Genomic DNA, 25,025 nt, shown 5'->3' with positions numbered 1-25,025 from the left:
AGAAGGCGCAGGAGCTGGACGTGATCCCGGGGATGACGGCGCAGGTGGACATCCTGACCGGCAAGCGCACGGTCATGCAGTACCTGCTCAAGCCCATCCTGCGGGCCTGGGGCAATGCGCTGGGTGAACGCTGATCAAGTATTAGAAAACTGGTTTTAATAGTCTAAATTTGAGTCTTACGTGAGCCATTATCCTCGAATGAGGTGCGGTCATTATACGAGGTGAAGCATGAGTGATATGACAGTAGTCGAACTTTCCGGCCAAGCCTGGGTACGTGACGAGAACGGCAATCTGCAGGAGGTCCAGCAGGGTGATGTCATCGACTCGAGCCAGACGGTCGTGACGGCTGATAATGCATCACTCACGCTGTCATCTCCCGATGGCCAGACCGTCCAGGTGCCGGAAGGCGCGGAAGTGACACTGACATCGGTACTGGAAGCCGCCGAGGAAGAAGTAGAGTCCAGTGACGAGGATTCTGGCGATGACGACAGCGATAGCGAGGAGTCCGAGTCGTCCAATGAGGGGGGCGAAGCGGAGGAGTCGCAGGGCGAAGGCCCGGAACGCTCCCAGAGCGATGACCACCCGGACCATGAAGGCCAGAACTTTACGCGGGTGAATCGCATCGAGGAGGCGGTCGACCCGCTGGACTATGAGTATGGCCTGGACAGCAATGATGGCCCTGATGTGCGTTGGGGCGGTGCTGCAGAGGAAGACGAAGAGGATGAGGAAGATAATACCTCTGATGTGACACAGTCGCTTCGAGAGGCTCCTGGCGTCAGCGTCGAACTGCAGGGGGCCGGCGATGACGGCACCTACAGCCAGGATGAGATCGGCGAGGACGGCAGCGTCACCGCCCAGGTCACTCTGGAAGACGGCACCGAGGTCGGCGACACCCTGACGGTGACCGACAAGGACGGCAATGTCCTCGACGAGCGTGAAGTCACCCAGGACGATCTGGACAACGGCGTCAGCGTCGAGGTGCCGGTCGAGCCGGGCGATCCCGAGACCAGTGTCTCCGCCACGGTGACCGACCCGACGGGCAACTCCAGCAGCGACGATGACCAGAAACCGATCGACAACGTGCCGCCGGCGGTCAGCGTCGAGCTGACCGGCAGCGGTGAAGACGGCACCTACAACCAGGATGAGATCGGTGAGGACGGCAGCGTGACCGCCCAGGTCACTCTGGAAGACGGCACTGAGGTTGGCGACACACTGACGGTGACCGACAAGGACGGCAATGTCCTCGACGAGCGTGAAGTCACCCAGGACGACCTGGACAACGGCGTCAGCGTCGAGGTGCCGGTCGAGCCGGGTGATCCCGATACCAGTGTCTCCGCCACGGTCACCGACCCGACGGGCAACGCCAGCAGCGACGATGACCAGAAACCGATCGACAACGTGCCGCCGGCGGTCAGCGCCGAGCTGACCGGCAGCGGTGAAGACGGCACCTACAGCCAGGATGAGATCGGCGAGGACGGCAGCGTGACCGCCCAGGTCACTCTGGAAGACGGCACTGAGGTTGGCGACACACTGACGGTGACCGACAAGGACGGCAATGTCCTCGACGATCGTGAAGTCACCCAGGACGATCTGGATAACGGCGTCAGCGTCGAGGTGCCGGTCGAGCCGGGCGATCCCAATACCAGTGTGTCTGCCACGGTCACCGATCCGACCGGCAACTCCAGCAGCGACGATGACCAGAAGCCGATCGACAACGTGCCGCCGGCTGTCAGCGTCGAGCTGCAAGGCGCCGGTGATGACGACACCTACAGCCAGGACGAGATCGGCGACGACGGCAGCGTCACCGCCCAGGTCACTCTGGAAGACGGCACCGAGGTCGGCGACACCCTGACGGTGACCGACAAGGACGGCAATGTCCTCGACGAGCGTGAAGTCACCCAGGACGACCTGGACAACGGCGTCAGCGTCGAGGTGCCGGTCGAGCCGGGCGATCCTGATGTCAGCGTGAGTGCCACGGTCACCGATCCGACCGGCAACTCCAGCAGCGACGATGACCAGAAGCCGATCGACAACGTGCCGCCGGCGGTCAGCGTCGAGCTGACCGGCAGCGGTGAAGACGGCACCTACAGCCAGGATGAGATCGGCGAGGATGGCAGCGTGACCGCCCAGGTCACTCTGGAAGACGGCACCGAGGTCGGCGACACCCTGACGGTGACCGACAAGGACGGCAATGTTCTCGATGAACGCGAGGTTACCCAGGACGATCTGGACAACGGCGTCAGCGTCGAGGTGCCGGTGTCGCCGGGCGATCCCAATACCAGTGTGTCTGCCACGGTTACCGATCCGACCGGCAACTCCAGCAGCGACGATGACCAGAAGCCGATCGACAACGTGCCGCCGGCGGTCAGCGTCGAGCTGACCGGCAGCGGTGAAGACGGCACCTACAGCCAGGATGAGATCGGCGAGGATGGTAGCGTGACCGCCCAGGTCACTCTGGAAGACGGCACCGAGGTCGGCGACACCCTGACGGTGACCGACAAGGACGGCAATGTTCTCGATGAACGCGAGGTCACCCAGGACGATCTGGACAACGGCGTCAGCGTCGAGGTGCCGGTTGAGCCAGGCGACCCCGAGACCAGTGTGTCCGCCACGGTCACCGATCCGACCGGCAACTCCAGCAGCGACGATGACCAGAAACCGATCGACAACGTGCCGCCGGCGGTCAGTGTCGAGCTGACCGGCAGCGGCGACGACGGCACCTACAGCCAGGATGAGATCGGCGACGACGGCAGCGTGACCGCCGAGGTCACCCTGGAAGACGGTACCGAGGTTGGCGACACCCTGACGGTGACCGACAAGGACGGTAACGTTCTCGACGAGCGTGACGTCACCCAGGACGATCTGGACAACGGTGTGACCGTCGAGGTGCCGGTCGAACCGGGCGACCCCGACGTCAGTGTGTCCGCCACGGTCACCGACCCGACCGGCAATTCCAGTAGCGACGACGATCAGAAGCCGATCGACAACGTGCCGCCGGCGGTCAGTGTCGAGCTGACCGGCAGCGGCGACGACGGCAACTATAGCCAGGATGAGATCGGCGACGACGGCAGCGTGACCGCCGAGGTCACCCTGGAAGACGGCACCGAGGTCGGCGATACCCTGACGGTGACCGACAAGGACGGTAATGTCCTCGACGAGCGCGAGGTCACCCAGGGCGATCTGGACAACGGCGTCAGCGTCGAGGTGCCGGTCGAACCGGGCGATCCCGATGTCAGCGTGAATGCCAAGGTCACCGACCCGACCGGCAACAGCGACAGCGACGATGACAGTAAGCCGGTCGACTGGAACGTCACTGTCAATGTGCCCAACGACACTGCCGCGACCACCCCGGATGGCGACACCTCCGACCAGGTGGTGTTCGAGAGCGGTCTTTCTGACGGCTCCAACCCGAACGCCGACGATACCCAAGTTGCGTCTAGCTTTACCCTGACCGCTCTGGATGGCCTGCAGGAAACGGGTGCGGTGACGCTGGATTACACCGACGCTAGCGGTGATCCGGCCACCCTCGAGCTGAGCCGGGACGAAGTCGAAGCGCTGGGCAGCGATTCACAAACCCTCACTACCCAGTATGGCGAACTGACCCTTGACGGCTATAGCCAGGCCGATGACGGCACCATCACCCTCGACTATGACTACGTCCTGACCAATGCACCGGACGCGGACGTCGATGACCTGATGGACAGCGTCACGGTCACGGCCACCGATGAGGATGGTTCGACCGACAGTGGTGATCTGAATATCAAGATCGTCGACGATGCGCCGGTGGCCGAGGACGATGCCAATAGCGTCACCGAGGACACGGCCACCACCACGACCGGCAATGTGCTGGGTGAAAGCGGTGCCTCGGCAGGTGACCAGGCCGATACCGAGGGCGCCGACGGCGCCACGGTGACGGCGGTGGAAAGCACCAATGCTCCCACCAACGATGCCGATGAGACCGGTGGCACCCTGACGATCGACGGTGAATACGGCACCCTGACGCTCGAGGCGGACGGCAGCTACACCTACGTGCTGGATAACGATAACCTGGAGGTCCAGGGGCTCAGCGACGGCGAAACGCTGGACGAGGTGTTCAGCTATACCCTGACCGACGGCGATAGTGACGCGGACGATGCTAACCTGACGATCGCCATCGAGGGCAGCGATGATGGTGTGACCGTCGATGTGCCCAACGACAATGACAGCACTACGCCGGACGGCGAGATCGGTGACCAGGTGGTGTTCGAGAGCGGCCTGGGGGACGGCTCCGCGCCGGATGAAAACGACACCAAGGTCGAGTCCAGCTTTACCCTCACCGCCCTGGATGGCCTGCAGGAAACGGGGGCGGTGACGCTGGATTACAGCGACGAGAACGGTGAGTCGGCCACGCTCTCGCTGAGCAAGGCCGAGGTGGAAGCACTGGGCGATACCTCCCAGAGCCTGAACACCCAGTACGGCGAGCTGACCGTCAACGGCTATAGTCAGGCCGATGACGGCACCATCAGCCTCGACTATGACTACCTCCTGACCAATGCGCCGGATGCGAGCGGCGACGACCTGATGGACAGCATCACGGTCACGGCCACCGATGAGGATGGCTCGACCGACAACGGCGATCTGAATATCAAGATCGTCGACGATGCGCCGACGGCCGAGGGTGACACCAATAGCGTCACCGAAGGCGACGATACTGCCAGCACCGTCGAGGCCAGCGGCAATGTGATCGGTGGTGGTGATGCCTCGCCTGGCGATGCCGAAGATACCGAGGGCGCCGATGGCGCCACGGTCACGGCGGTGGGAAGCGTCAATACACCGGACAGCGAGGCCACCGAGACCGATGGCACTCTGGTGATTGAAGGCGAGTACGGCACCCTGACGATCGAGGCGGGTGGCAGCTATACCTACGCGCTGGACAATACCAACCTGGACGTTCAGAGGCTGGGCGACGGTGACACGCTGACCGAGGCGTTCACCTATACGCTGACCGATGGCGATACCGATTCAGACGACGCCACCCTGACCATTACCATCGACGGCAGCGACGACGGGGTGACCGTCGATGTGCCCAATGACAATGACGCCACCACCCCGGATGGCAACATCAATGACCAGGTGGTCTTCGAAAGCGGCCTGACGGACGGCTCCGCGCCGAACACCGCCGATACCCGGGTCGAGTCAAGCTTTACCCTGACCGCCCTGGATGGCCTGCAGGACAATGGCGCCGTCAGCCTGACCTACACCAATGAGGATGGGGAAGAGGCCACCCTCGAGCTGAGCAAGGCCGAGGTGGAAGCGTTGGGCGATACCAGCCAGACGCTGACCACTGAATACGGCGAGCTGACCCTCAACGGCTATAGCCAGCCGGACGACGGCACCATCAGCCTCGACTATGACTACCTCCTGAGCAATGCGCCGGACGTCGATACCGATGCCGAGCAGGATAGCTTCACTATCACCGCCACCGACCGCGACGGCCAGAACGACAGCGGCGACCTGAATATCAAGATCGTTGATGACGCGCCGGTGGCCGAGGATGACACCAATAGCGTCACCGAAGACTCAGCGACGACAACCACGACCGGCAATGTGCTGGGCGACAGCGGTGCGTCCGGTGGCGATGTTGCCGATGACGAAGGCGCCGATGGTGCCACGGTCACCGCGGTGACCAGCACCAATGTGCCCGCCAATGATGCCGATGAGGCCGGTGGCGCCCTGACGATCGACGGTGAATACGGCACCCTGACGCTCGAGGCCGATGGTAGCTACAGCTATGTGCTGGATAACGATAACCTGGAGGTCCAGGGACTCAGCGACGGCGAAACGCTGGACGAGGTGTTCAGCTATACCCTGACCGATGGCGATACCGATCAGGACGATGCCAACCTGACGATCGCCATCGACGGCAGCGACGACGGCGTGACCGTCAATGTGCCCAACGACAATGACAGCACCACGCCGGACGGCGAGATCGGCGATCAGGTGGTGTTCGAAAGCGGCCTGACGGACGGTTCCGAGCCGAACGCCGATGACATCCGCGTCGAGTCGAGCTTTACCCTGACCGCCCTGGATGGCCTGCAGGAAACGGGCGCGGTGACGCTGGATTACAGCGACGAGAACGGTGAGTCGGCCACGCTCTCGCTGAGCAAGGCCGAGGTGGAAACGCTGGGCGATACAAGCCAGACGCTGACCACCCAGTATGGCGAGCTGACCCTCAACGGCTACAGCCAGGCCGATGACGGCACCATCACCCTCGACTATGACTACTTCCTGACCAATGCGCCGGAGGAAGACGTCGATGACCTGATGGACAGGGTCACCGTGACGGCCACCGATGAGGATGGCTCGACCGACAGCGGCGATCTGAATATCCAGGTCGTTGACGATGCGCCGACGGCCGAGGATGACACCAATAGCGTCACTGAGGGCGGTGATACCGCCAGTACTGTCGAGACCAGCGGCAATGTGATCGGTGGTGGTGATGCCTCGCCGGGCGATGCCGAAGATACCGAGGGCGCCGATGGCGCCATGGTGACGGCGGCCGAAAGCACCAACGTCCCCGGTAATAGTGCCAGCGGCACCGATACCCTGGTGATCGACGGCGAGTACGGCACCCTGACGCTCGAGGCGGATGGCAGCTATACCTACGCGCTGGACAATACCAACCTGGACGTTCAGGGCCTGGGCGACGGCGAGACGCTGGAGGAAGCGTTCACCTATACGCTGACCGACGGCGATAGCGACGCGGATAACGCCAACCTGACGATCACCATCGACGGCAGCGATGACGGTGTGACCGTCGATGTGCCCAATGACAATGACGCCACCACCCCGGATGGCGACACCTCCGACCAGGTGGTGTTTGAAAGCGGCCTGGCGGACGGTTCCGAGCCGAACACCGATGACATCCGCGTCGAATCCAGCTTTACCCTGACCGCCCTGGATGGCCTGCAGGAAATGGGCGCGGTGACGCTGGGTTACACCGACGAGAATGGCGAGTCGGCCACGCTCTCGCTGAGCAAGGCCGAGGTGGAAGGGCTGGGCGATACCTCCCAGAGCCTGAGCACCCAGTACGGCGAGCTGACCCTTGACGGCTATAGCCAGGCCGCTGACGGCACCATCACCCTCGACTATGACTACCTCCTGACCAATGCGCCGGAGGAAGACGTCGAAGACCTGCTGGACAGCGTCACGGTCACGGCCACCGACGAGGATGGCTCGACCGACAGCGGCGATCTGAATATCCAGATCGTCGATGACGCGCCGGTGGCCGAGGATGACACCAATAGCGTCACCGAAGACTCAGCGCCGACAACCACGACCGGCAATGTGCTGGGCGAAAGCGGTGCGTCCGGTGGCGATGTCGAAGATACCGAGGGCGCCGATGGCGCCACGGTGACGGCGGTGGAAAGCACCAACGTCCCCGGTAATAGTGCCAGCGGTAGCGGTCCCTTGGTGATCGACGGCGAGTACGGCACCCTGACGCTCGAGGCGGATGGCAGCTATACTTACGCGCTGGACAATACCAACCTGGAGGTTCAGGGCCTGGGCGACAGTGACACGCTGACAGAGGCGTTCACCTATACGCTGACCGATGGCGATACCGATCAGGACGACGCCACTCTGACCATCACCATCGACGGCAGCGATGATGGCGTGACCGTCGATGTGCCCAACGACAATGACGCCACCACCCCGGATGGCAACATCAATGATCAGGTGGTGTTCGAGAGCGGCCTTTCTGACGGCTCCAACCCGAACGCCGACGATACCCAAGTTGCGTCTAGCTTTACCCTGACCGCTCTGGATGGCCTGCAGGAAACGGGCGCGGTGACCCTGGATTACACCGATGCCAATGGCGAGTCGGCCACCCTCGAACTTAGCCGGGACGAAGTCGAAGCGCTGGGCGATACCAGCCAGACGCTGACCACCCAGTATGGCGAGCTGACCCTTAACGGCTACAACCAAGCCGATGATGGCACCATCACCCTCGATTACAGCTATGACCTGACCAATGCGCCGGGTGAGGACGTCGACGACCTGATGGACAGCGTCACCGTTACCGCCACCGACCGTGACGGCCAGACCGACAGCGGCGATCTGAATATCAAGATCGTCGATGATGCGCCGACGGCCGAGGATGACACCAATAGCGTCACCGAAGGCGCGGCCCTGAATGTCGATGCAGCGTCCGGCGTGCTGGAGAACGACCAGTCCGGCGCCGATGACTGGCAGACAAGCGGTGGCGTTGTTGGTGTCGTGGCCGGGGATAACGGTGGAGCCGCTGTCAGTGGAGACGTTGGAACGGGAATCGACGGCCAATACGGCACCCTGACGCTTAACGCGGATGGCAGTTATACGTACCAAACCGATCCGAACAGCACGGGTGCCGATGTCGAGGATGTCTTCACCTACACGGTGCGCGATGGCGATGGTGACGAAAGCACCGCGACTCTGACCATCGATGTGGACGATGTCACCGGTACCCCGACCGATACCACGGGCAGCGTGGATGAAGCGGGCTTGGGGCCAAATGCCCTGCCGGATGATGGTCCGAACGGCACTGATCCGTCCGCCGAAAGCGAGATCATCAGCGGTGCCAGCCTCGATCTTCAGGACGGCTGGACGGTGGAGTCTGAGCAAAGTGACTCGGCGTCACTAGGCGAATGGACGGTCTATACCGACGGCACCTTCGACTACACGTTGACGGACGATGCGGATCACTCCGCCGGTGCGGCGCCGACCGACAGCTTCGAGTACACCGCGGTCGATCAGTATGGCAATACCGTCACCAATACCGTGACCATCGATATCGTCGATGATCAGCCGGTGATCAGTGTCGATAACGGTCAACTGGGCAGTGTCGAAGTCGATGAAAGCGACTTCTCTGGCGATGAAGTCAGTGACGAAGATCTCAGCTTTATCGACGGCGTGTTCGATATCAATCATGGGGCCGATGGCGAAGGCAGCACCACCTATAGCCTGCAGGTCACCGAGGGCGCGGAATCTGGTATAACGGATACCGCCACCGATAAAGACGTTCATCTCTTTATGGATGGCGACGATGTCGTCGGTCGTGTGGGCAATGATGCCGATGGCGACATCGCCTTCCGGATCGCCCTCGACGGCGATGCCGTGACGCTGACGCAGTATCGCCCACTAGAGCACCCGGATGGCACCGACCACGATGACGAGATTTCGCTGAGCAACGGTGCTCTGCAATTGATCGCGACCGCCGTCGATGGCGATGGTGACAGCGTTGACAGCGAGGCCGTCGATGTCGGCGGGAAGTTCACCTTCCGGGACGATGGCCCCTCCATCATGACGCATCCCACTGACGGCTCGGTAGACGAAGCCAATCTGGCCCTGGGCAGTGATCCTGATGCGCCCGTAAGCGTATCCAATGACTTTGTCGTGAATTTCGGGACCGATGGAGCCGGGGATGTCCAGTTCAGTGAAGGGGGCGTCGACTCGACAGTCTCGGCTCTTCAAGCTGCTGGCCTGGAGTCAGGTGGACAAGCACTGGAATATGTCGTTAGCGACGATGGCCACACCTTGACCGGCTATCGTGGTGATGACCGTAGCGAAAGTGGCAAGGTCTTCACGGTTGATATAACCAACCCGACCGCGACCGAGCCTGGCTATGAGTTTACACTGCATAGGCCGCTGGATCATGACGGCGGGGCCGAGACCCTCGACATCAATCTTCAGCACCTGACCGTCACCGATGGTGACAATGATACGGTTGAAACCGGCGTCACGATCACTGTCGAGGATGATGATCCCAGCGTTGAGCCTAAAGCCATCACGGTGGAGGAGGATTCGGACGTCGATTCGTCAGAGAACACCTTCAACACCAACGCCGATGCGACGGGCACCAATACCGACATTGACGGTGGAACACCGGACGCGGAAGGTTGGGTGGAAACGACATACGGTAAGGCCAAAGTGAATGACGATGGCACTATTACCTATGAGCCCAACGAAAATTATAGCGGTGAGGATTCCTTTACCTATACCACTACGACCGATAATGAAACCAAGACATTTACGGTCAATGTGACGGTTAATCCGGTCGCCGATGCGCCGGATCTTGCCGGCGGCTCGGTCACAACGCCCGAGGACACGCCGGTTGCACTGAACTTGACGGCGCCTAGCCCCGTCGATACCGATGACCAGAACGGTTCCGGCACCGCCGGTGACAATCCGGAACTGCTGGGCGAGATTACCCTGAGTGGTATTCCGAGTGGCACCGAGTTGTCTGCCGCTGAGTTGGATGGTAATGGCGCCATTTCCTATACCAGCGATGGCAGTGATATCACCATCGTGCTCTCCGATGGCGAGCATACTGCCTCGGCCGCTGGTGATCTGACCATGACCACGGCGCAGTACGAGGCGCTGCAGGTCAACCCGATCGCCCAGAGTCACGAGAACTTCACCATCGATCTCAGAGTAACCAGCTACGAGGTTGATGACACCGGCAACAAATTGCCTGACGTTGACGGCGCGGAAAGCACCTCCCAGGTGGATGTCGGCGTGCAGGCGGTGACCGATGATGTCGATCTGACCATTGACGGTGGGGATACCCATACGGCCTCCATCAAAGAGGATGCTTCAGTCGACCTCGGCGACCTGCTCGTCGCCAGCTTCGAGGATCTCGATGGCAGCGAGGAGCGCTCACTCGAGATTACCGGCGTGCCGGAGGGAACCTCCGTTACGATAGATGGAGATGGTAGTAATACCATTACCATCACCGCGGGAGCCGATGGCACCATCGTCATTCCGGCGAGCGATCTCGGCAGCTTCGGCGCCGGTGAGTCGACGACCATTCCCGCCTCCCTGGCGCTGACCCCCCCGGCCGATTTCAGTGGTGACCTCGATGGCATCACCGTCACACTCAAGGCCCAGGATCACGATGACGATTCCAGCGGCACTGTTGATCCAAAGGAAGATTCGGTCACCCTGAATATCGACACCGCGCCGGTCGCCGACCAGCCGTCGGATATCAGTGCCGAGGGGCCGGAGGATACTGATATCGGCTTCCTGACGGACCTTGCCGTCAGCGATACCGATGGTAGCGAGTCGATTACGACGATCACGGTTGAGGGAAACTCCGTACCTGCTGATTGGACGATATTCGACCATGAAGGTAATGAAGTGGCAGCCGATGGTTCCGGAAACTATGCCATCGATGTCGATAACTACCAGGAGTATGACATCCGTCCCGCGGCGCATAGCAGTGAGGACGCCAGCCTGTCGCTGCAGGTGACCGTGGAGGATACCGCGTCGACCGGTTCGGATACCCAGACTCATAACGTCACGTCGGATATCACCGTCACTCCCGATGCCGAAGAGGTCGGCGGGGATAGCGATGGCGATGGCGACCCCGATCTGACCATGAACCCCGACCATACCTATGGCACTGACGTGGATGGCACCGAAGATGCCTGGTTCGCACTCAACGCCGATAGTTTCAATCCGGCGGATGGCTGGGCTAATCAGGACGTCGATGGTTCCGAAGAGACCTTCGCGCTGCTGACACCGGAACTGGTCTCAGGCCAGGGCGATGGTGCCGAAGGCTCCAGCTTCCGTTATCAGGATGGTAGCGGTGACTGGGTCGAGCAGACCTATAACGGCTCGCCCATCGAGGTGCCGGTGGAGTACCTGGGTACCCTGCAGTTCAAGGCTGCGCCAAATCAGAAAGGCCAGTTCGAGATCACTGTGCAGGCCAAGACGGTGGATACCGATGCCGAGGGCAATACGGATACCGCCATTTCCGGCGAATCGACCCTCGACGGTATCCATATCGACACACCGGTGGCCGACCAGGCCTCCATGAGCGTCACCTCGCCGGCCGAGGGCAACGAGGATGAGGCGATCCCGCTGGATATCCGACCGCAAAGTTCGGATCCCAATGAGAGCTTCACGGTCACCATCAGTGATGTGCCGGATGGCGCAGTGCTGACCTACGACGGTAATCCGGTCACAGACGACGGTAACGGCAACTATGTGATCGAGGACTTCGATAGCAGCCTGGACTTGACCGTGACGCCGCCGCAGGACAGCAACGAGGACTTTACGCTTAGTGCGAGTGTGGTCACCAGAGACGAGTATGACGGCGAGGCCGATACTCTGGATTCGCCGGTGACCAAGCCGATCGAGGTGCCTGTCAATGGCGTCGCCGATGAGCCTGATGTCACTATCGATACGCCGGTCTACGCCGAAGAGGACCTGGATGATGACAACAGCGATGCGAATAGTGGCGTCACGCTGAGCGAGATCATCACCGCCGAGTCGGGCGAGACGGGTGACGATGGCTCGGAGACGCTGACCTATCGTATTACCGGGCTCGACGATCAGTTCGATGTCGAGGGTGCGACCCTGATTCGCGGCGAGGGAGGCAGCCGCGAGTGGGTGGCTACCGATCCGAGCACGGTCACCATCACCACGCCGGAGAACTTCAGCGGCCAGGTGGATTTCTCGGTCACGCCCATCGTCACCGAGAACGACGGTGATACCCGGGAGGATGCCGAGCAGAATGTGTCCTTCCAGGTCACACCCTCGCCGGAGGCGGAATTCAGCATCCAGTCCAGCCTTTCCGAGGACCAGGTGGGGCAGCTCAACCTGAGCCTCGAGCCGCAGAATGGCGACAACAACGAGTCCCTGGCCTCGGTCTGGATCGATGTCGCCAGCGTCACGGGCAATCAGTTCGAGCTCTACTATGGCGATGACGGCACTACCACCTTGGCCGATGCCGCAGCAGATGGCGGTATCACCGGCGTGGTGGAAGAGGGTGGCTACTATAAGCTGACCGACGACGCCTGGACCAACATCTACGCCAAGGGTGATGCGGACGTCTCCGGCCCTGCCGGCACCCTGGAAGTCCGGTACGAAGTCACCGATACGCCCAACAACGGCTATGAGGGGAGTGTCGATGACACCACGGTGGTCAAGAACAAGACCCATGAGGTCGTTATCGATGCGGTGACCGATGAGCCCACGGTGACCATTACCGGGATCGCCAATGTCGGCGGCAGCGATGCCACCATCGATGACCCCGCGAAGGACGTGACCGCCGACGGTAACGACAGCGTGGCGGTCACCGTGGATATCACGCAGCCGGATACCGACGGTAGCGAGTCCCTCAAGTATCTGCTGATCGACAATGTTCCCGCCGGGGTCAGCGTCGTGGATGGCGAGTTCGTCGGGCAGGTCGCCGACGGCACGGGCAGCCAGTGGCGCATCGATATCGATCCCGATGTCGCCTTCGATGGCACCGATCCCCTGACGCAGACCGTCGAATTCACGATGGGTGATGGTGATCTGACTGATATCGATGGCCAGAATATCACCATTACCGGTTTCACCCAGGACAACGGCGATACCAGTCAGGAGAAGAGCGACAGCGATAGCTGGACGCTGACCGGCGAGGGTAATCCTGGCAATGGCGAGGACCCCAGCGAGATCATCGGCTGGAACGATGCCAATGCCACCATGACCGAGGACACCGGCATGGCGCTGTCCGAACTGGTGGATGCCGAGATCGGGGATACGTCGGATGGTCGCAGCGCGGTGACCATTTCCAATCTGCCGACGGGGGCCGTGGTCGATGGCATGCAACAGACCACTATCACTACTGATGGCGTGACCGAGACAGTGTGGTATGCCAGCACGGATGACAGCAGCAACCAGGGACTGCAGGACCTGCTGGATGGCATCACGGTGACGCCGCCGGCCGACTGGAACGATAATGAAGAGAGTTTCTCCTTCGATACCACCCTGACCACCCAGTCACCGAGCGGCGAGGAGAACTCGGAGACAATCAGTCTCGAACCGCCGGTGACGCCGGTGACCGACGAGCCGACCGTCGAGGTGTCCGGAGATGATGCTGCCGACGGCGAGGATGTCGATTTCACCATCGATGTCTCCAGCCCGGCGGATAATCCCGATGTCAGCCTGGTGGATGGCCAACTGGTGATCACGCTGGACGAAAATGGCATGACCGGTGGTGATGGTGAGTCGGGTACCCTGTGGTACAACGGCGAAGAGGTCACGCCGGAAGGTGATGGAAGCTATGTGATTGACGGCGTCGACGTGGGCGATGCCGTCAATGTGAGCTATCGCTCGGCGGATAACACCTGGGGCAGCGTCTCGCTGACTGCCGAGACGGCGACCCAGGAGAATGGCGCGAGCAATGAAGAGACGTCGAGCGGGTCGAGTGCTTCCGAGATTGCGCCGCCGCCGCCGGAGGTCACCGCTAGCGATGCCACCGGTAGCGAGGACGAAATGGTCGAGCTTCAGGATCTGGGCGTGACGTTGCCCGACGACTCTCAGCAGAGCCTCGATGCCTTGCTGCTCGAGAATGTGCCGGATGGCTGGCTGGTCAAAACTGGCAGCGATGCGAATAACACGGCTCTGGCCGATAACGTCGGTGGTAACAGCTGGTCGATCCTCGACGACGACGGCAGCGTGCCCGATTACATCGGTCTGGTGCCGCCGCGCAACTGGAGTGGCACCCTGGATGGCGATGATGCCCTGACCCTGACGGCGCGGACGACCCAGGGCGGCGAAAGCACCAACGCTTCCACCGACTTTGAGGTGGACGTTCAGGCCGTGGCCGATGACATCACGATGTCGCCTGAACTGAGCTTCGGCCAGGAAGGCGACAAGATCCCGCTCAACCTCAGCGCGGGTATGTCCGACATGGACGGTTCGGAAACCGCCACACTGACCCTGACCGGGCTCGGCGAGCATGCCGGCTTCTTCACCGACGGGGGCGATACGCTGCTGGATAGCCTGCCGGACGCCAGCGTGAGCTACGACGGTGGCAGTGACACCTACACCCTGAGCGGCATTGCTTCAGACCAGATCAATGATCTGCATCTGGTGCAGGGTGCCACCGATGGCAACCAGAGCGTCAGCTACGAGGCATTTACCACGGATGGCAGCGATACGTCGGAGACGGTATCGGGTGACTTCAATGTCAATATCGAAGCCGTCGAACCGACCTCCGGCGATGATACCCTGCTGTACACCGGGGAGGCGCTGGATGGTCTTGCAGGCGCCGATGTGGTCGAGATGCGTTTCGGCGAAGATCCGACCCCCGACGATCTCGACAATGTCGAGACGCTGGACTTTATGGGTGAAGACCAGGATCACAGCGTCGCCCTGGAAGCACAGGACGTGCTGGATATGACCGACGAAGACAATGTGCTCAGCATTCTTGGCGATGACGGGGATAGCGTCGACCTCACCGGTGGCTCTTGGACAACAACAGGGGAGACTCAAACCGAAGATAACGTGACCTATCAGCTGTATAACGGTCCTGATGATGAGGCCACCCTCAAGGTTCAGCAGGACGTGTCGGTGGATATCTAAAGGAGGCGCCGCCTGCCTCGCTCGGGCCGCCGGCCCGGGCGAGGCAGGCGGTATGCCGAAACAGCGAGGAATGTTGCCATGCCATATGTCGAGGCGTTCTGCCAACGACTGGGTATCCGCTATCCGATCATCCAGGCGCCGATGGCGGGTGTTGCGACGCCGGCCCTGGCGGCGGCGGTGACCAATGCCGGGGGGGTCGGCTCGCTGGGCCTGGGCACCAGTGGTGTCGACAAGGCGCGTGAGCAGATTCGCGCTACCCGCGAACTGACCAGCGGCCCGATCAATGCCAACTTTTTCTGCCATCGTCCCGCCGTGCGCGATGAGACGGGGGAGGCGGCCTGGCTCGAGCACCTGGCGCCGCGTTTCGCCGAGTTCGGTGCGCAACCGCCGTCGGCGTTGCGGGAAATCTATCAGAGCTTTGTCGGCCATACTGCCATGCTCGAGATGCTGCTGGAGGAGCGGCCGGCGGTGGTCAGCTTTCACTTCGGCCTGCCGGGCGAGGCGGTCGTGCAGCGCTTGCGTGAGGCGGGTTGCCTGACGCTGGCCTGCGTGACCACGATCGGTGAAGCTGCTCAGGCCGAGCGCCAGGGTGTGGATGCGCTGGTGGCGCAGGGCGTCGAGGCGGGCGGTCATCGTGGTGTGTTCGAGCCCGAGCAGGATGACGCCATGGGCATGCTGGCCCTGGTGCGCTGCCTGTCGGTGCGCACCCAGCTTCCGGTGATTGCTGCCGGCGGCATCATGGATGGCTTCGGTATCGACGGGGCCTTGCGGCTGGGGGCCTCGGCCGTGCAACTGGGTACGGCCTTCATTCTCTGCCCGGAGTCCGCCGCCGATGAGGCGTATCGCTACCACCTCAAGAGTGATGCGGCGAAGCACACGCGCCTGACCCGGGCGATCTCCGGGCGGCCGGCGCGTGGGCTGGCCAACCGACTGCACGAGATTCCCGACGCGCGAGTTACGGCCGATTACCCGGTAGTATATGACGCCGCCAAGGCCCTGCATGCCGCAGCCAGTGCGCAAGGCAATCACGACTTTGCCGCTCACTGGGCAGGCCAAGGGGCTTCCATGGTGCGCGAGTTGTCGGCCGCGCAACTGGTAAGTGCACTCGCCGATGAATGGCAGCAGGCCAGGGCCTCATGAGCATTGGTCGGATGGCTTCACAATAGTTCACGGGATATAGCTGGCTAGGGCCGGCATAGGGTGTCTAGAGTGATGACTGCGGTATTCATCTCAGTGAGAGATCGTGGCTCGCCAGGGATGGCATCCTCCGGGGATCATCGGAAGGGCGCCCGACGAGATGTCTCCAACAGGGAAGTTGGGGGATACCGCAAACCCAAGGGTCCTCCATGCAGGGCGCTTGGGTTTTTTATTGGTTACTGCCCCGAGCCTCCCGACAAAAAGCTTGCAGTGAAAAGAACGGCCACCGCGTCAATGTGACGGGTGGCCGTTTCCGTTTGCAGCATTGGTAGCTGGTGGACCTACAAGTGACTTTATGCCTGGCGACTTCATAGAAGCTCAGGTGTTCAAATCGTACAAGCTTGGCAGCCGCCGTTTGTCGAGTGACGAAGCAGTAGGGGCTCCTGCTTTCTCACATCCTGGACGTTTATCCTCCCACCCCTGGATTTCAAGAACAGGGTATCAGAGGTGGTGATCATCACCCGCGGCTCTGGCTAAAAGGCTTTAACTTCAATTAGTTATAAATCAAATCGTCTTCTGCTGGAGAGAGATTAGAAATCTAACCTTGATAGTATTAGTTAACTCAAACTACCTTGGTATAGCGAGGTGGCTTTATTAGTCTCGCTTTGTTTAGTTTTCTATAAGCTTCTGGCATGGGAACTAGTGTCCGAAAGCTCGTTGCCACACTCGGCTTCGTGACCGAGGCCCGGTAAGCACGTGCTGGCCCAGGTGGTAGCCAAGTGCTCGGCGTGACATGGAATCTTGCTTTGGCCTTAGAAGAAGGAAGCACCTGTGAAATCTAGGGTTATCGCATGAGAACAACATTTGCGCTAAATGAAGCAACCTGGTCTCGCGCATGGGGATTAAGGAAGGGAGCAGTATGAATACTATCTTTTGCATCGTTTGGAGCGTTTCCCGCGGGCAGTCTGTCGTGACGTCCGAGCTGGCTAAGCGTCGCACCAAGTCTCGTGATGGGCTGGTGCGCCGTGTCTCGCTGGCCTTGGGACTGGTTGCAGGCATTGGTGCGCTTTCCCCGGCCCAGGCCTACGAGGCTGGTGGTGGCGATGATTGCACTGACGATGACGGACGCATCGCTATTGCCAATGGTGCCACGGCATGTAACACGTGGGCCGTTGCTCTCGGTAATAACGCCGAAGCTGATGGTGAAAGCGCGATCGCCATCGGGCGTGGAGCTCGTGCTGAAGCTGTCGACACCGGAGCGGGCACCACCGCAGGTGGCGTAGCCCTGGGTGGGCTGGCGGAATCCTATGGTGGGGTCGCCGTAGGGTTTGGTGCTGTCGCGGGAGCTGGCGGCGGAGGAACGCAGTTGTCGGCGACAGCCTTGGGGATTGGCACCCAGGCGACAGGTAACCGGTCGATCGGCATCGGGGCGACGGATGCGGCGCCGGTATCTGCGACTGGGTTTGCCTCTATGGCCATTGGCAACGATGCGACTGCCTCGTCTCTAAGGAGCATGGCGATCGGTCGGGGAGTCAACGCTTCCGCGACCGATGCGATGGCCTTTGGTAACAACACCGAGGCCAGTGAGGGAAACGCGATTGCCTTCGGTGATGTCGCCACGGCTTCCGGTATCTCGGCCATTGCCATGGGCACAGGCGCAACGGCCGATACCGAGGACGCGGTGGCCATCGGCACGAATGCTTCCGCCACCAACGGCAAGGCGGTGTCGATCGGGGCGGAAAACGTCGCCTCGGGCGATGGTGCCGTGGCGATCGGCGATCCCAATACGGCGACCGGCAACGGCGCCGTGGCACAAGGTATGGACAATACGGCGACCGGCGACGGCACCGTGGCACTTGGCAACACCAATATGGTGGGTGGCGGTGGCCAGGCGGTGGGCTCTGCCGGCACGGCGGCCCAGGGAGCAGTCGGTATCGGTTACCAGAACGAGGTGATCGGCCAGGGCTCGGTGGCGCTCGGCAACACCAGCAGTGCACTGGATGCCGGGACTGTGGCCATCGGTGATACCGCGGAAGCCTCTGTCGCCGACAGCGTGGCGTTGGGGAGCGGCTCGCTTGCCGATGGCGATGCCCTGGGCGATGCCGCCTTCCAGCCGTTGGACGCGACGGGCACCCCGATTGCCGTTACGGCGCCGACGGCCACCAGCGAGGTGTCGGTGGGCGATGCCGGCAGCGAGCGGCGCATTACCAATGTGGCCGCCGGTTCGGCAGATACCGATGCGGTGAACGTCTCGCAACTGGCAGCGGTCGATCAGAAGGCCGGTACGCCGCTGACCTTCGCCGGCGACAGTGGCACCGACGTGGACCGCCAGCTCGGCGAGACCCTGAACGTTACCGGCGGGTCTACCGGCACGCTGACCAACGGCAACATCGGCGTGGAGGGCGATGGCAGCGACACGCTGGCCATCCAGCTCGCCGAGAACATCGATCTGGGCACCAATGGCAGCGTCACCACCGGCAACAGCACCCTGGACGACAGCGGGCTGGCCGTGGATGACGGCAGTGGCAACGTCACCACCGTGACCAATGACGGCCTGACCGTTGCCAACGGTGGCCCCAGCGTGACAAATAGCGGTGGCATCGATGCCGGCGGCCAGACCGTCTCTAACGTAGCCGCGCCGGTGAACGGTGACGATGCGCTCAATCTCGACTACTTCGACGAGAACCGTACGCGCTACTACAGCGTCAATGACGACGGTGTGCAGGGTGGCAACTACGACAACGACGGCGCGACGGGCGTTAATGCCATCGCCGCCGGGGTGGATGCCTCGGCAGTGGGGAATGGAGGTATCGCCATGGGCTATGGGGCTTTTGCCCAACAGGCTGACAGCGTGGCGATTGGCACTGACGCAGAGTCACTAGCGATAGACTCTATTGCCCTGGGCCCTGGTGCCAGCAACGATGTATTCGGCAATCAGCAGATTGCGATTGGCAGCAATGCGTCCTCGTTCGGCACGAATGACCTGGCGATCGGTACTGATGCTGCAGCCAGCGGTCAGCGCAATATTGCGCTGGGTACCGAGGCCTCCACGGAGACGGGGTTGTTCGACGGTATCGCGATCGGTACGGATGCTTATGTCGGGGCCGACGATGGGATTGCCATGGGCAACGGCGCATCGGCAGACCATGCCGGCAGTGTGGCGCTGGGGCTCGACTCGGTAACCGCCGCACCGGTGGGCACGACGGATATCACCCTGTCGGGAACCAACTATACCTTTGCCGGTGGCACGCCGACCGGCACGGTAAGCGTGGGGGACGTGGGCAACGAGCGTACGCTCACCAATGTGGCGGCCGGCCGGATCTCGGCCAGCAGCACGGATGCCATCAACGGCAGCCAGCTGTTCGCCACCAACCAGGCCGTGGAAGAGGCGGCTGACACTGCCAACCAGGGCTGGAATCTCAGTGCCCAGGACGGTGGTGCCACCAACGTGGCGCCGGATGGCGAGGTCAACCTGCGCAACGCCGACGGCAACCTGGAGGTGACCCAGGCGACCGCCAACGGCCGCGAGGAAGTGACCTTCGATCTGGCCAATGAGGTGAGCATCGGTACCGATGGGCCGACCCTCAACGACGACGGCATCGACATGGACGGCGACACCATCACCAATGTGGGGACGCCGACCAATGGCGGTGATGCCGCCAACAAGACCTATGTCGATGACACCAGTGACGCCCTGATCGCCCAGGGGATGGACTTCACCGGCAACGACAACAGCGCTGGCGACGTGCATCGCGACCTGGGGCAGACCCTGGCGATCACCGGCGAGGCCTCGGCGGGCGGCACCTACAGCGGCGAGAATCTGCAGACGGTGACCGACCCGGCGACCGGGGCGATCCAGCTGCAGATGACCGACGCGCCGCAGTTCGGCGACGTGACCATCAACGAAGGCGACAGTGGTCGCATCGGCGGAGTGGCCGATGGCCAGGACGCCGACGACGCGGTCAACGTCGGCCAGCTGGAGGACGTCAGCGACGTGGCCAACGCCGGCTGGAACCTCAGTGCCCAGGACGGTATGGCCACCAACGTGGCGCCGGATGGCGAGGTCAACCTGCGCAACGCCGACGGCAACCTGGAGGTGACCCAGGCGACCGCCAACGGCCGCGAGGAAGTGACCTTCGATCTGGCCAATGAGGTGAGCATTGGCACCGATGGGCCAACCCTCAATGACGACGGCATCGATATGGGCGGCGACACCATCACCAATGTCGGCGACCCGGTGGATGGCGGCGATGCGGTCAATCTCGACTACTTCGACGAGAACCGAACCCATTACTACAGCGTCAACGACGGGGGTACTCAGCAGGACAACTACGCTAACGACGGTGCCGAGGGTGTGGACTCCCTGGCCGCCGGGGTGGCGGCGTCCACTGGAGCTGGTGCTGAACGCGCCCTGGCACTGGGCTATAACACCAGTGCCACTGGTGTGGACAGCGTGGCCATCGGCCAGTTTGCCAGCGCCGATTCAGGGGGCTCCGTTGCCATCGGGCGTGACGCCACGGCCAATGGCGGCCAGGCGATCTCCATCGGCTACGGCAATACCGCCACGGGCGATGGCGCGGTGTCGATCGGCGACCCGAGTACCGCCATCGGCGACGGCGCCCTGGCGCTGGGCAAGGACAACTACGCCGAAGGGACCGGTGCGGTGGCCGTGGGTAACAACAACACCTCCGAGGGTGACGGGGCCCTGGCGATCGGTGACAGTAATACCGCCGATGGCAATGGCTCGATCACCATGGGCGTCAACAACCAGGCCACCGGTGACGGTGCCGTGGCCATGGGCAACGACAACATGGTGACCGGTGACGGCGCCTTCGCGGTGGGCAACAACGCCACTAGCGGGGCGCTCGACACCTTGGCCCTGGGCACGGAGGCCTCGGCGACCTCACAGCATGCCATGGCGCTTGGCAATAGCTCGGATGCCTCGGCGCTGAATGCCTTCGCTGCCGGCAATACGGCGGAAGCGTCGGGGGAAAACTCGATGGCCCTCGGCCAAATGTCGCTGGCCACCGGGCTGCGTTCTTCGGCGATCGGCCTTGAAGCCGTGGCAAATGCGGAAGATGCCCTGTCAGTGGGCACCGAGGCCGAGGCCAGCGGGCTGCGCAGCACGACACTCGGTAATAACAGTGTCGCTGCCGGTCAGGGCTCCTCGGCCCTGGGCTCGAATGCTGACGCCCAGGCGTTCGGCAGCATGGCGATCGGGGCGCGCTCCACGGCGGTGCATGAGCAGAGCGTCGCCCTGGGTGGGGCCTCTCGGACGGTACGGGGCCCGCAGGATAACTATGTGGGCTACGGTCTGGAGGCACCGCAGACTTCCAAAGGCGAGCTGGCCATCGGCCAGGTCGCGGTCTTCGATGAGGACGGCAACCAGCTGACGGAGCCCGGTGAGCGCCAGATCACCGGCGTCGCGGCGGGCAGTGCCGACACCGACGCAGTGAACGTCTCGCAGCTCAAGGGCATCGAGACTCACTACTACAGCGTCAACGACGATGGGGTGATCGGTGGCAACTACGACAACGATGGGGCCACTGGTGTGAATGCCCTGGCCGGTGGCGTGGGTGCCCTGGCCTCGGCGGATGGGGCCACCTCGCTGGGCTTCGGCGCCCAGGCGACCATCGAAGGCAGCGTGGCGCTGGGCAGCGGCTCGGTCGCCAATCGTGCCCTGGCACCGGCTTCGGGCGCGATCCCGGCGGGTAGCGCGACCATTACCTACAACACCACCGACAAGGAATTGCTGGGGGCCGTCTCTGTGGGCGACAGCGACTCCTACCGCCAGATCACCAATGTGGCGGATGGTACCCAGTCACAGGACGCCGTGACGGTGCGTCAGTTGCAGGGGGCCATTGGCTCGGTGATCGATACCGGCACTAAGTACTTCCATGCCAATTCGGATCAGCCGGACTCGCTTGCGGTGGGCGAGGACAGTATCGCGGTGGGGCCGACCACGGTGGTCAACGGCGATGCCGGCATCGGCATGGGCAACGGTGCCACCGTTGGTCAGATGGCTCCCGGCGGCACCGCCATCGGTGACGGTGCCGAGGTGATGCTGGCTGATGGCATGGCGCTGGGGACCGAATCGCTGTCCGAGGCCGAGCAGGGCGTCGCGCTGGGGACCGGAGCAACGGTCAGCCACGACCAGAGCGTGGCACTGGGCAGCAACTCGGTGACCGCCGAGCCGGTGGCCACACCGGGGACGACGATTGCCGGTACCGACTATGACTTCGCCGGCATCACGCCGGATAGCACGGTTAGCGTGGGTGACGTGGGCGCGGAGCGCACGATCACCAACGTGGCGGCGGGTCGTCTCTCGGCCGACAGCACGGATGCGGTCAACGGCAGCCAGTTGTTCGCCACCAACCAGGCTGTGGAGAATGCCAGCCAAGGCTGGGATCTAAGCGCCCAAGGAGCGGACACTACCAATGTTGCCCCGGGAGATGCGGTGGATTTGGCCAACACCGACGGCAACCTAGTGATCGCCAAGAACGCCACCGATGGCGCCCAGGAAGCCGTCACCTTCGACCTGGCCGATGAGGTGACCATCGGCACCGATGGCCCGACCCTCAACGACGATGGGATCGACATGGATGGCGACACCATCACCAACGTCGGCGACCCGGTGAATGAGGGCGATGCGGTCAACAAGCAGTATGTCGATAGGGCCGGCGATGAGTTGACGGCCGAGGGCATCAACTTCTCAGGTAACGAAGGCGATGTTGTCCATCGTGACCTAGGTCAGACTCTGGCCGTCACCGGTGAGGCCACAGCAGGCGGCACCTATAGTGGCGGCAACCTGAAGACGGTGACCGACCCGGATACGGGGGCCATCCAGCTGCAAATGACAGATGCCCCGCAGTTCGGCGACGTCACCATCAATGCGGATGATAGTGGCCAGGTCTCGGGAGTCGCCGATGGTGCTATCAATGAAGATAGCGCCGATGCAGTGAATGGCAGCCAGCTGTGGGAAACCCAGCAAGCCCTGGAAGAAGGCCAAACGCATTACTACAGCGTCAATGATGGTGGTACCCAGGGCGACAACTATGCCAACGATGGTGCGACCGGCGTGAACGCCATCGCGGCCGGGGTGGATGCCGAAGCTACCGCCGATGGAGCCGTGGCCATGGGTGACGGCGCCACGGCCAGTGAGGTCGGTAGTGTGGCGCTGGGTTCGGGTGCTACGACCGAAGCGGCGGTTGGTACTGCCGATATCACGGTCGGCGGCCAGACCTATGCCTTCGCTGGCGCTTCGCCGGTCGGGACGCTCAGCGTCGGCTCCGCCGGTGCCGAGCGGACCATCACCAACGTGGCGGCGGGACGTGTCTCCGCTCAGAGCACGGATGCCATCAACGGTAGCCAGCTGTATGCCACCAATCAGGCGGTGGAAAGCGTGGAAGGCCGGGTCGGCAACGTCGAGGGCGATGTCACGGACTTGCAAGGCAGCGTCTCGGATATTGACGGTCGTGTCACCAACGTCGAGGGCGATGTGTCCAATCTGGATGATGAGGTGAGCCAGCTGGATGACCAGGCGGTGAAGTACGACTCCAACGACGACGGTAGTACCAACTACGACTCGATCACCCTGGAGGGTGACGGTGGAACCACTATCACCAATGTCGCGGATGGCGATGTTTCCGAGAGCAGTTCCGACGCGGTGAACGGAGGCCAGTTGTGGGAGGTTCAGGAACAGGTCACCAATATCAACGAGGAAGGCAGTAAGTACTTCAAGGCCAACTCGGAAGCGGCGGATGCGCGTGCCGAGGGTGCCGAGAGCGTGGCCATGGGGCCGGAGAGCGTTGCCCGGGGTGATCACAGCGTGGCGACCGGCGACGGCGCGGTGGCCGAGAGTGAAGGCGGCGTGGCGCTGGGGGCTGGCTCGCAAGCCACTCGTGAAGGCATGAACGGTGCCGAGGAAGCCTTCTCGGGCGAATCCGTGGCCTCGACTCAAGGCGCGGTCTCGGTGGGCAGCGAAGGCGGCGAGCGTCAGATCACCAACGTGGCGGGCGGTACCCAAGCCACGGACGCGGTCAACGTACGCCAGCTGGAGTCGGTGCAGGCCGGGGCGGTGAACTACGACCGCAACGACGACGGAAGTGTGGATTACAGCTCGGTGACGATGGGGCAGGAGGGAACGCCGACGCAGATCCACAACGTGGCGGCTGGCGAAGCGCCGACGGATGCGGCCAACGTGGGTCAATTGCAGGATCTGAATCGCCAGTTCAGCCAGCAGATCGATGGGCTCGGCAATCGCATCAATAAAGTTGAAGACAATGCCAATGCAGGCTCGGCCAGTGCTATTGCCGCTGCCTCAGTGCCTCAGGCTTATCTTCCTGGCAAGAGTATGGTGTCTGCTGGTGCGGGTACTTATAACGGTGAGTCGGCGGTTTCCGTCGGGGCCTCTCGCCTCTCTGACAATGGTCGCTGGGTGGTGAAGCTCAATGCTACGGGTGACTCGCAGGGTAACTTCGGTGCCGGTGTCGGCGCTGGCTTCCACTGGTAAT

The 25,025-nt window shown here is 62.4% G+C and carries 3 protein-coding genes; all 3 read left to right on the top strand.

Annotation, left to right across the window (positions count from 1 at the left end; genetic code table 11):
- Positions 1–228 precede the first annotated feature (228 nt).
- Positions 229–15,375 carry a cadherin-like domain-containing protein gene (locus tag QWY79_RS13310; RefSeq protein ID WP_290273647.1) on the top strand — a complete coding sequence of 5,049 codons (15,147 nt, stop codon included), beginning with the start codon at positions 229–231 and terminating at the stop codon, positions 15,373–15,375.
- Between the two features lie 78 nt (positions 15,376–15,453).
- Entirely contained in the window at positions 15,454–16,515 is a 1,062-nt protein-coding gene (locus QWY79_RS13305) for an NAD(P)H-dependent flavin oxidoreductase (protein WP_290273644.1), read from the top strand.
- Between the two features lie 892 nt (positions 16,516–17,407).
- The gene (locus tag QWY79_RS13300) at positions 17,408–25,024 is read left to right on the top strand and encodes a YadA-like family protein (protein WP_353960375.1); all 7,617 of its coding nucleotides are present in this window, start codon (positions 17,408–17,410) and stop codon (positions 25,022–25,024) included.
- The last annotated feature ends 1 nt before the right edge of the window (position 25,025 follow it).

Origin of the sequence: Halomonas sabkhae, assembly GCF_030409265.1 — a bacterium.
Taxonomy (GTDB): Bacteria; Pseudomonadota; Gammaproteobacteria; order Pseudomonadales; family Halomonadaceae; genus Halomonas; species Halomonas halmophila.
The sequence above is the reverse complement of the archived record's forward strand: the minus strand, read 5'-3'. Positions and strand labels throughout refer to the sequence as shown.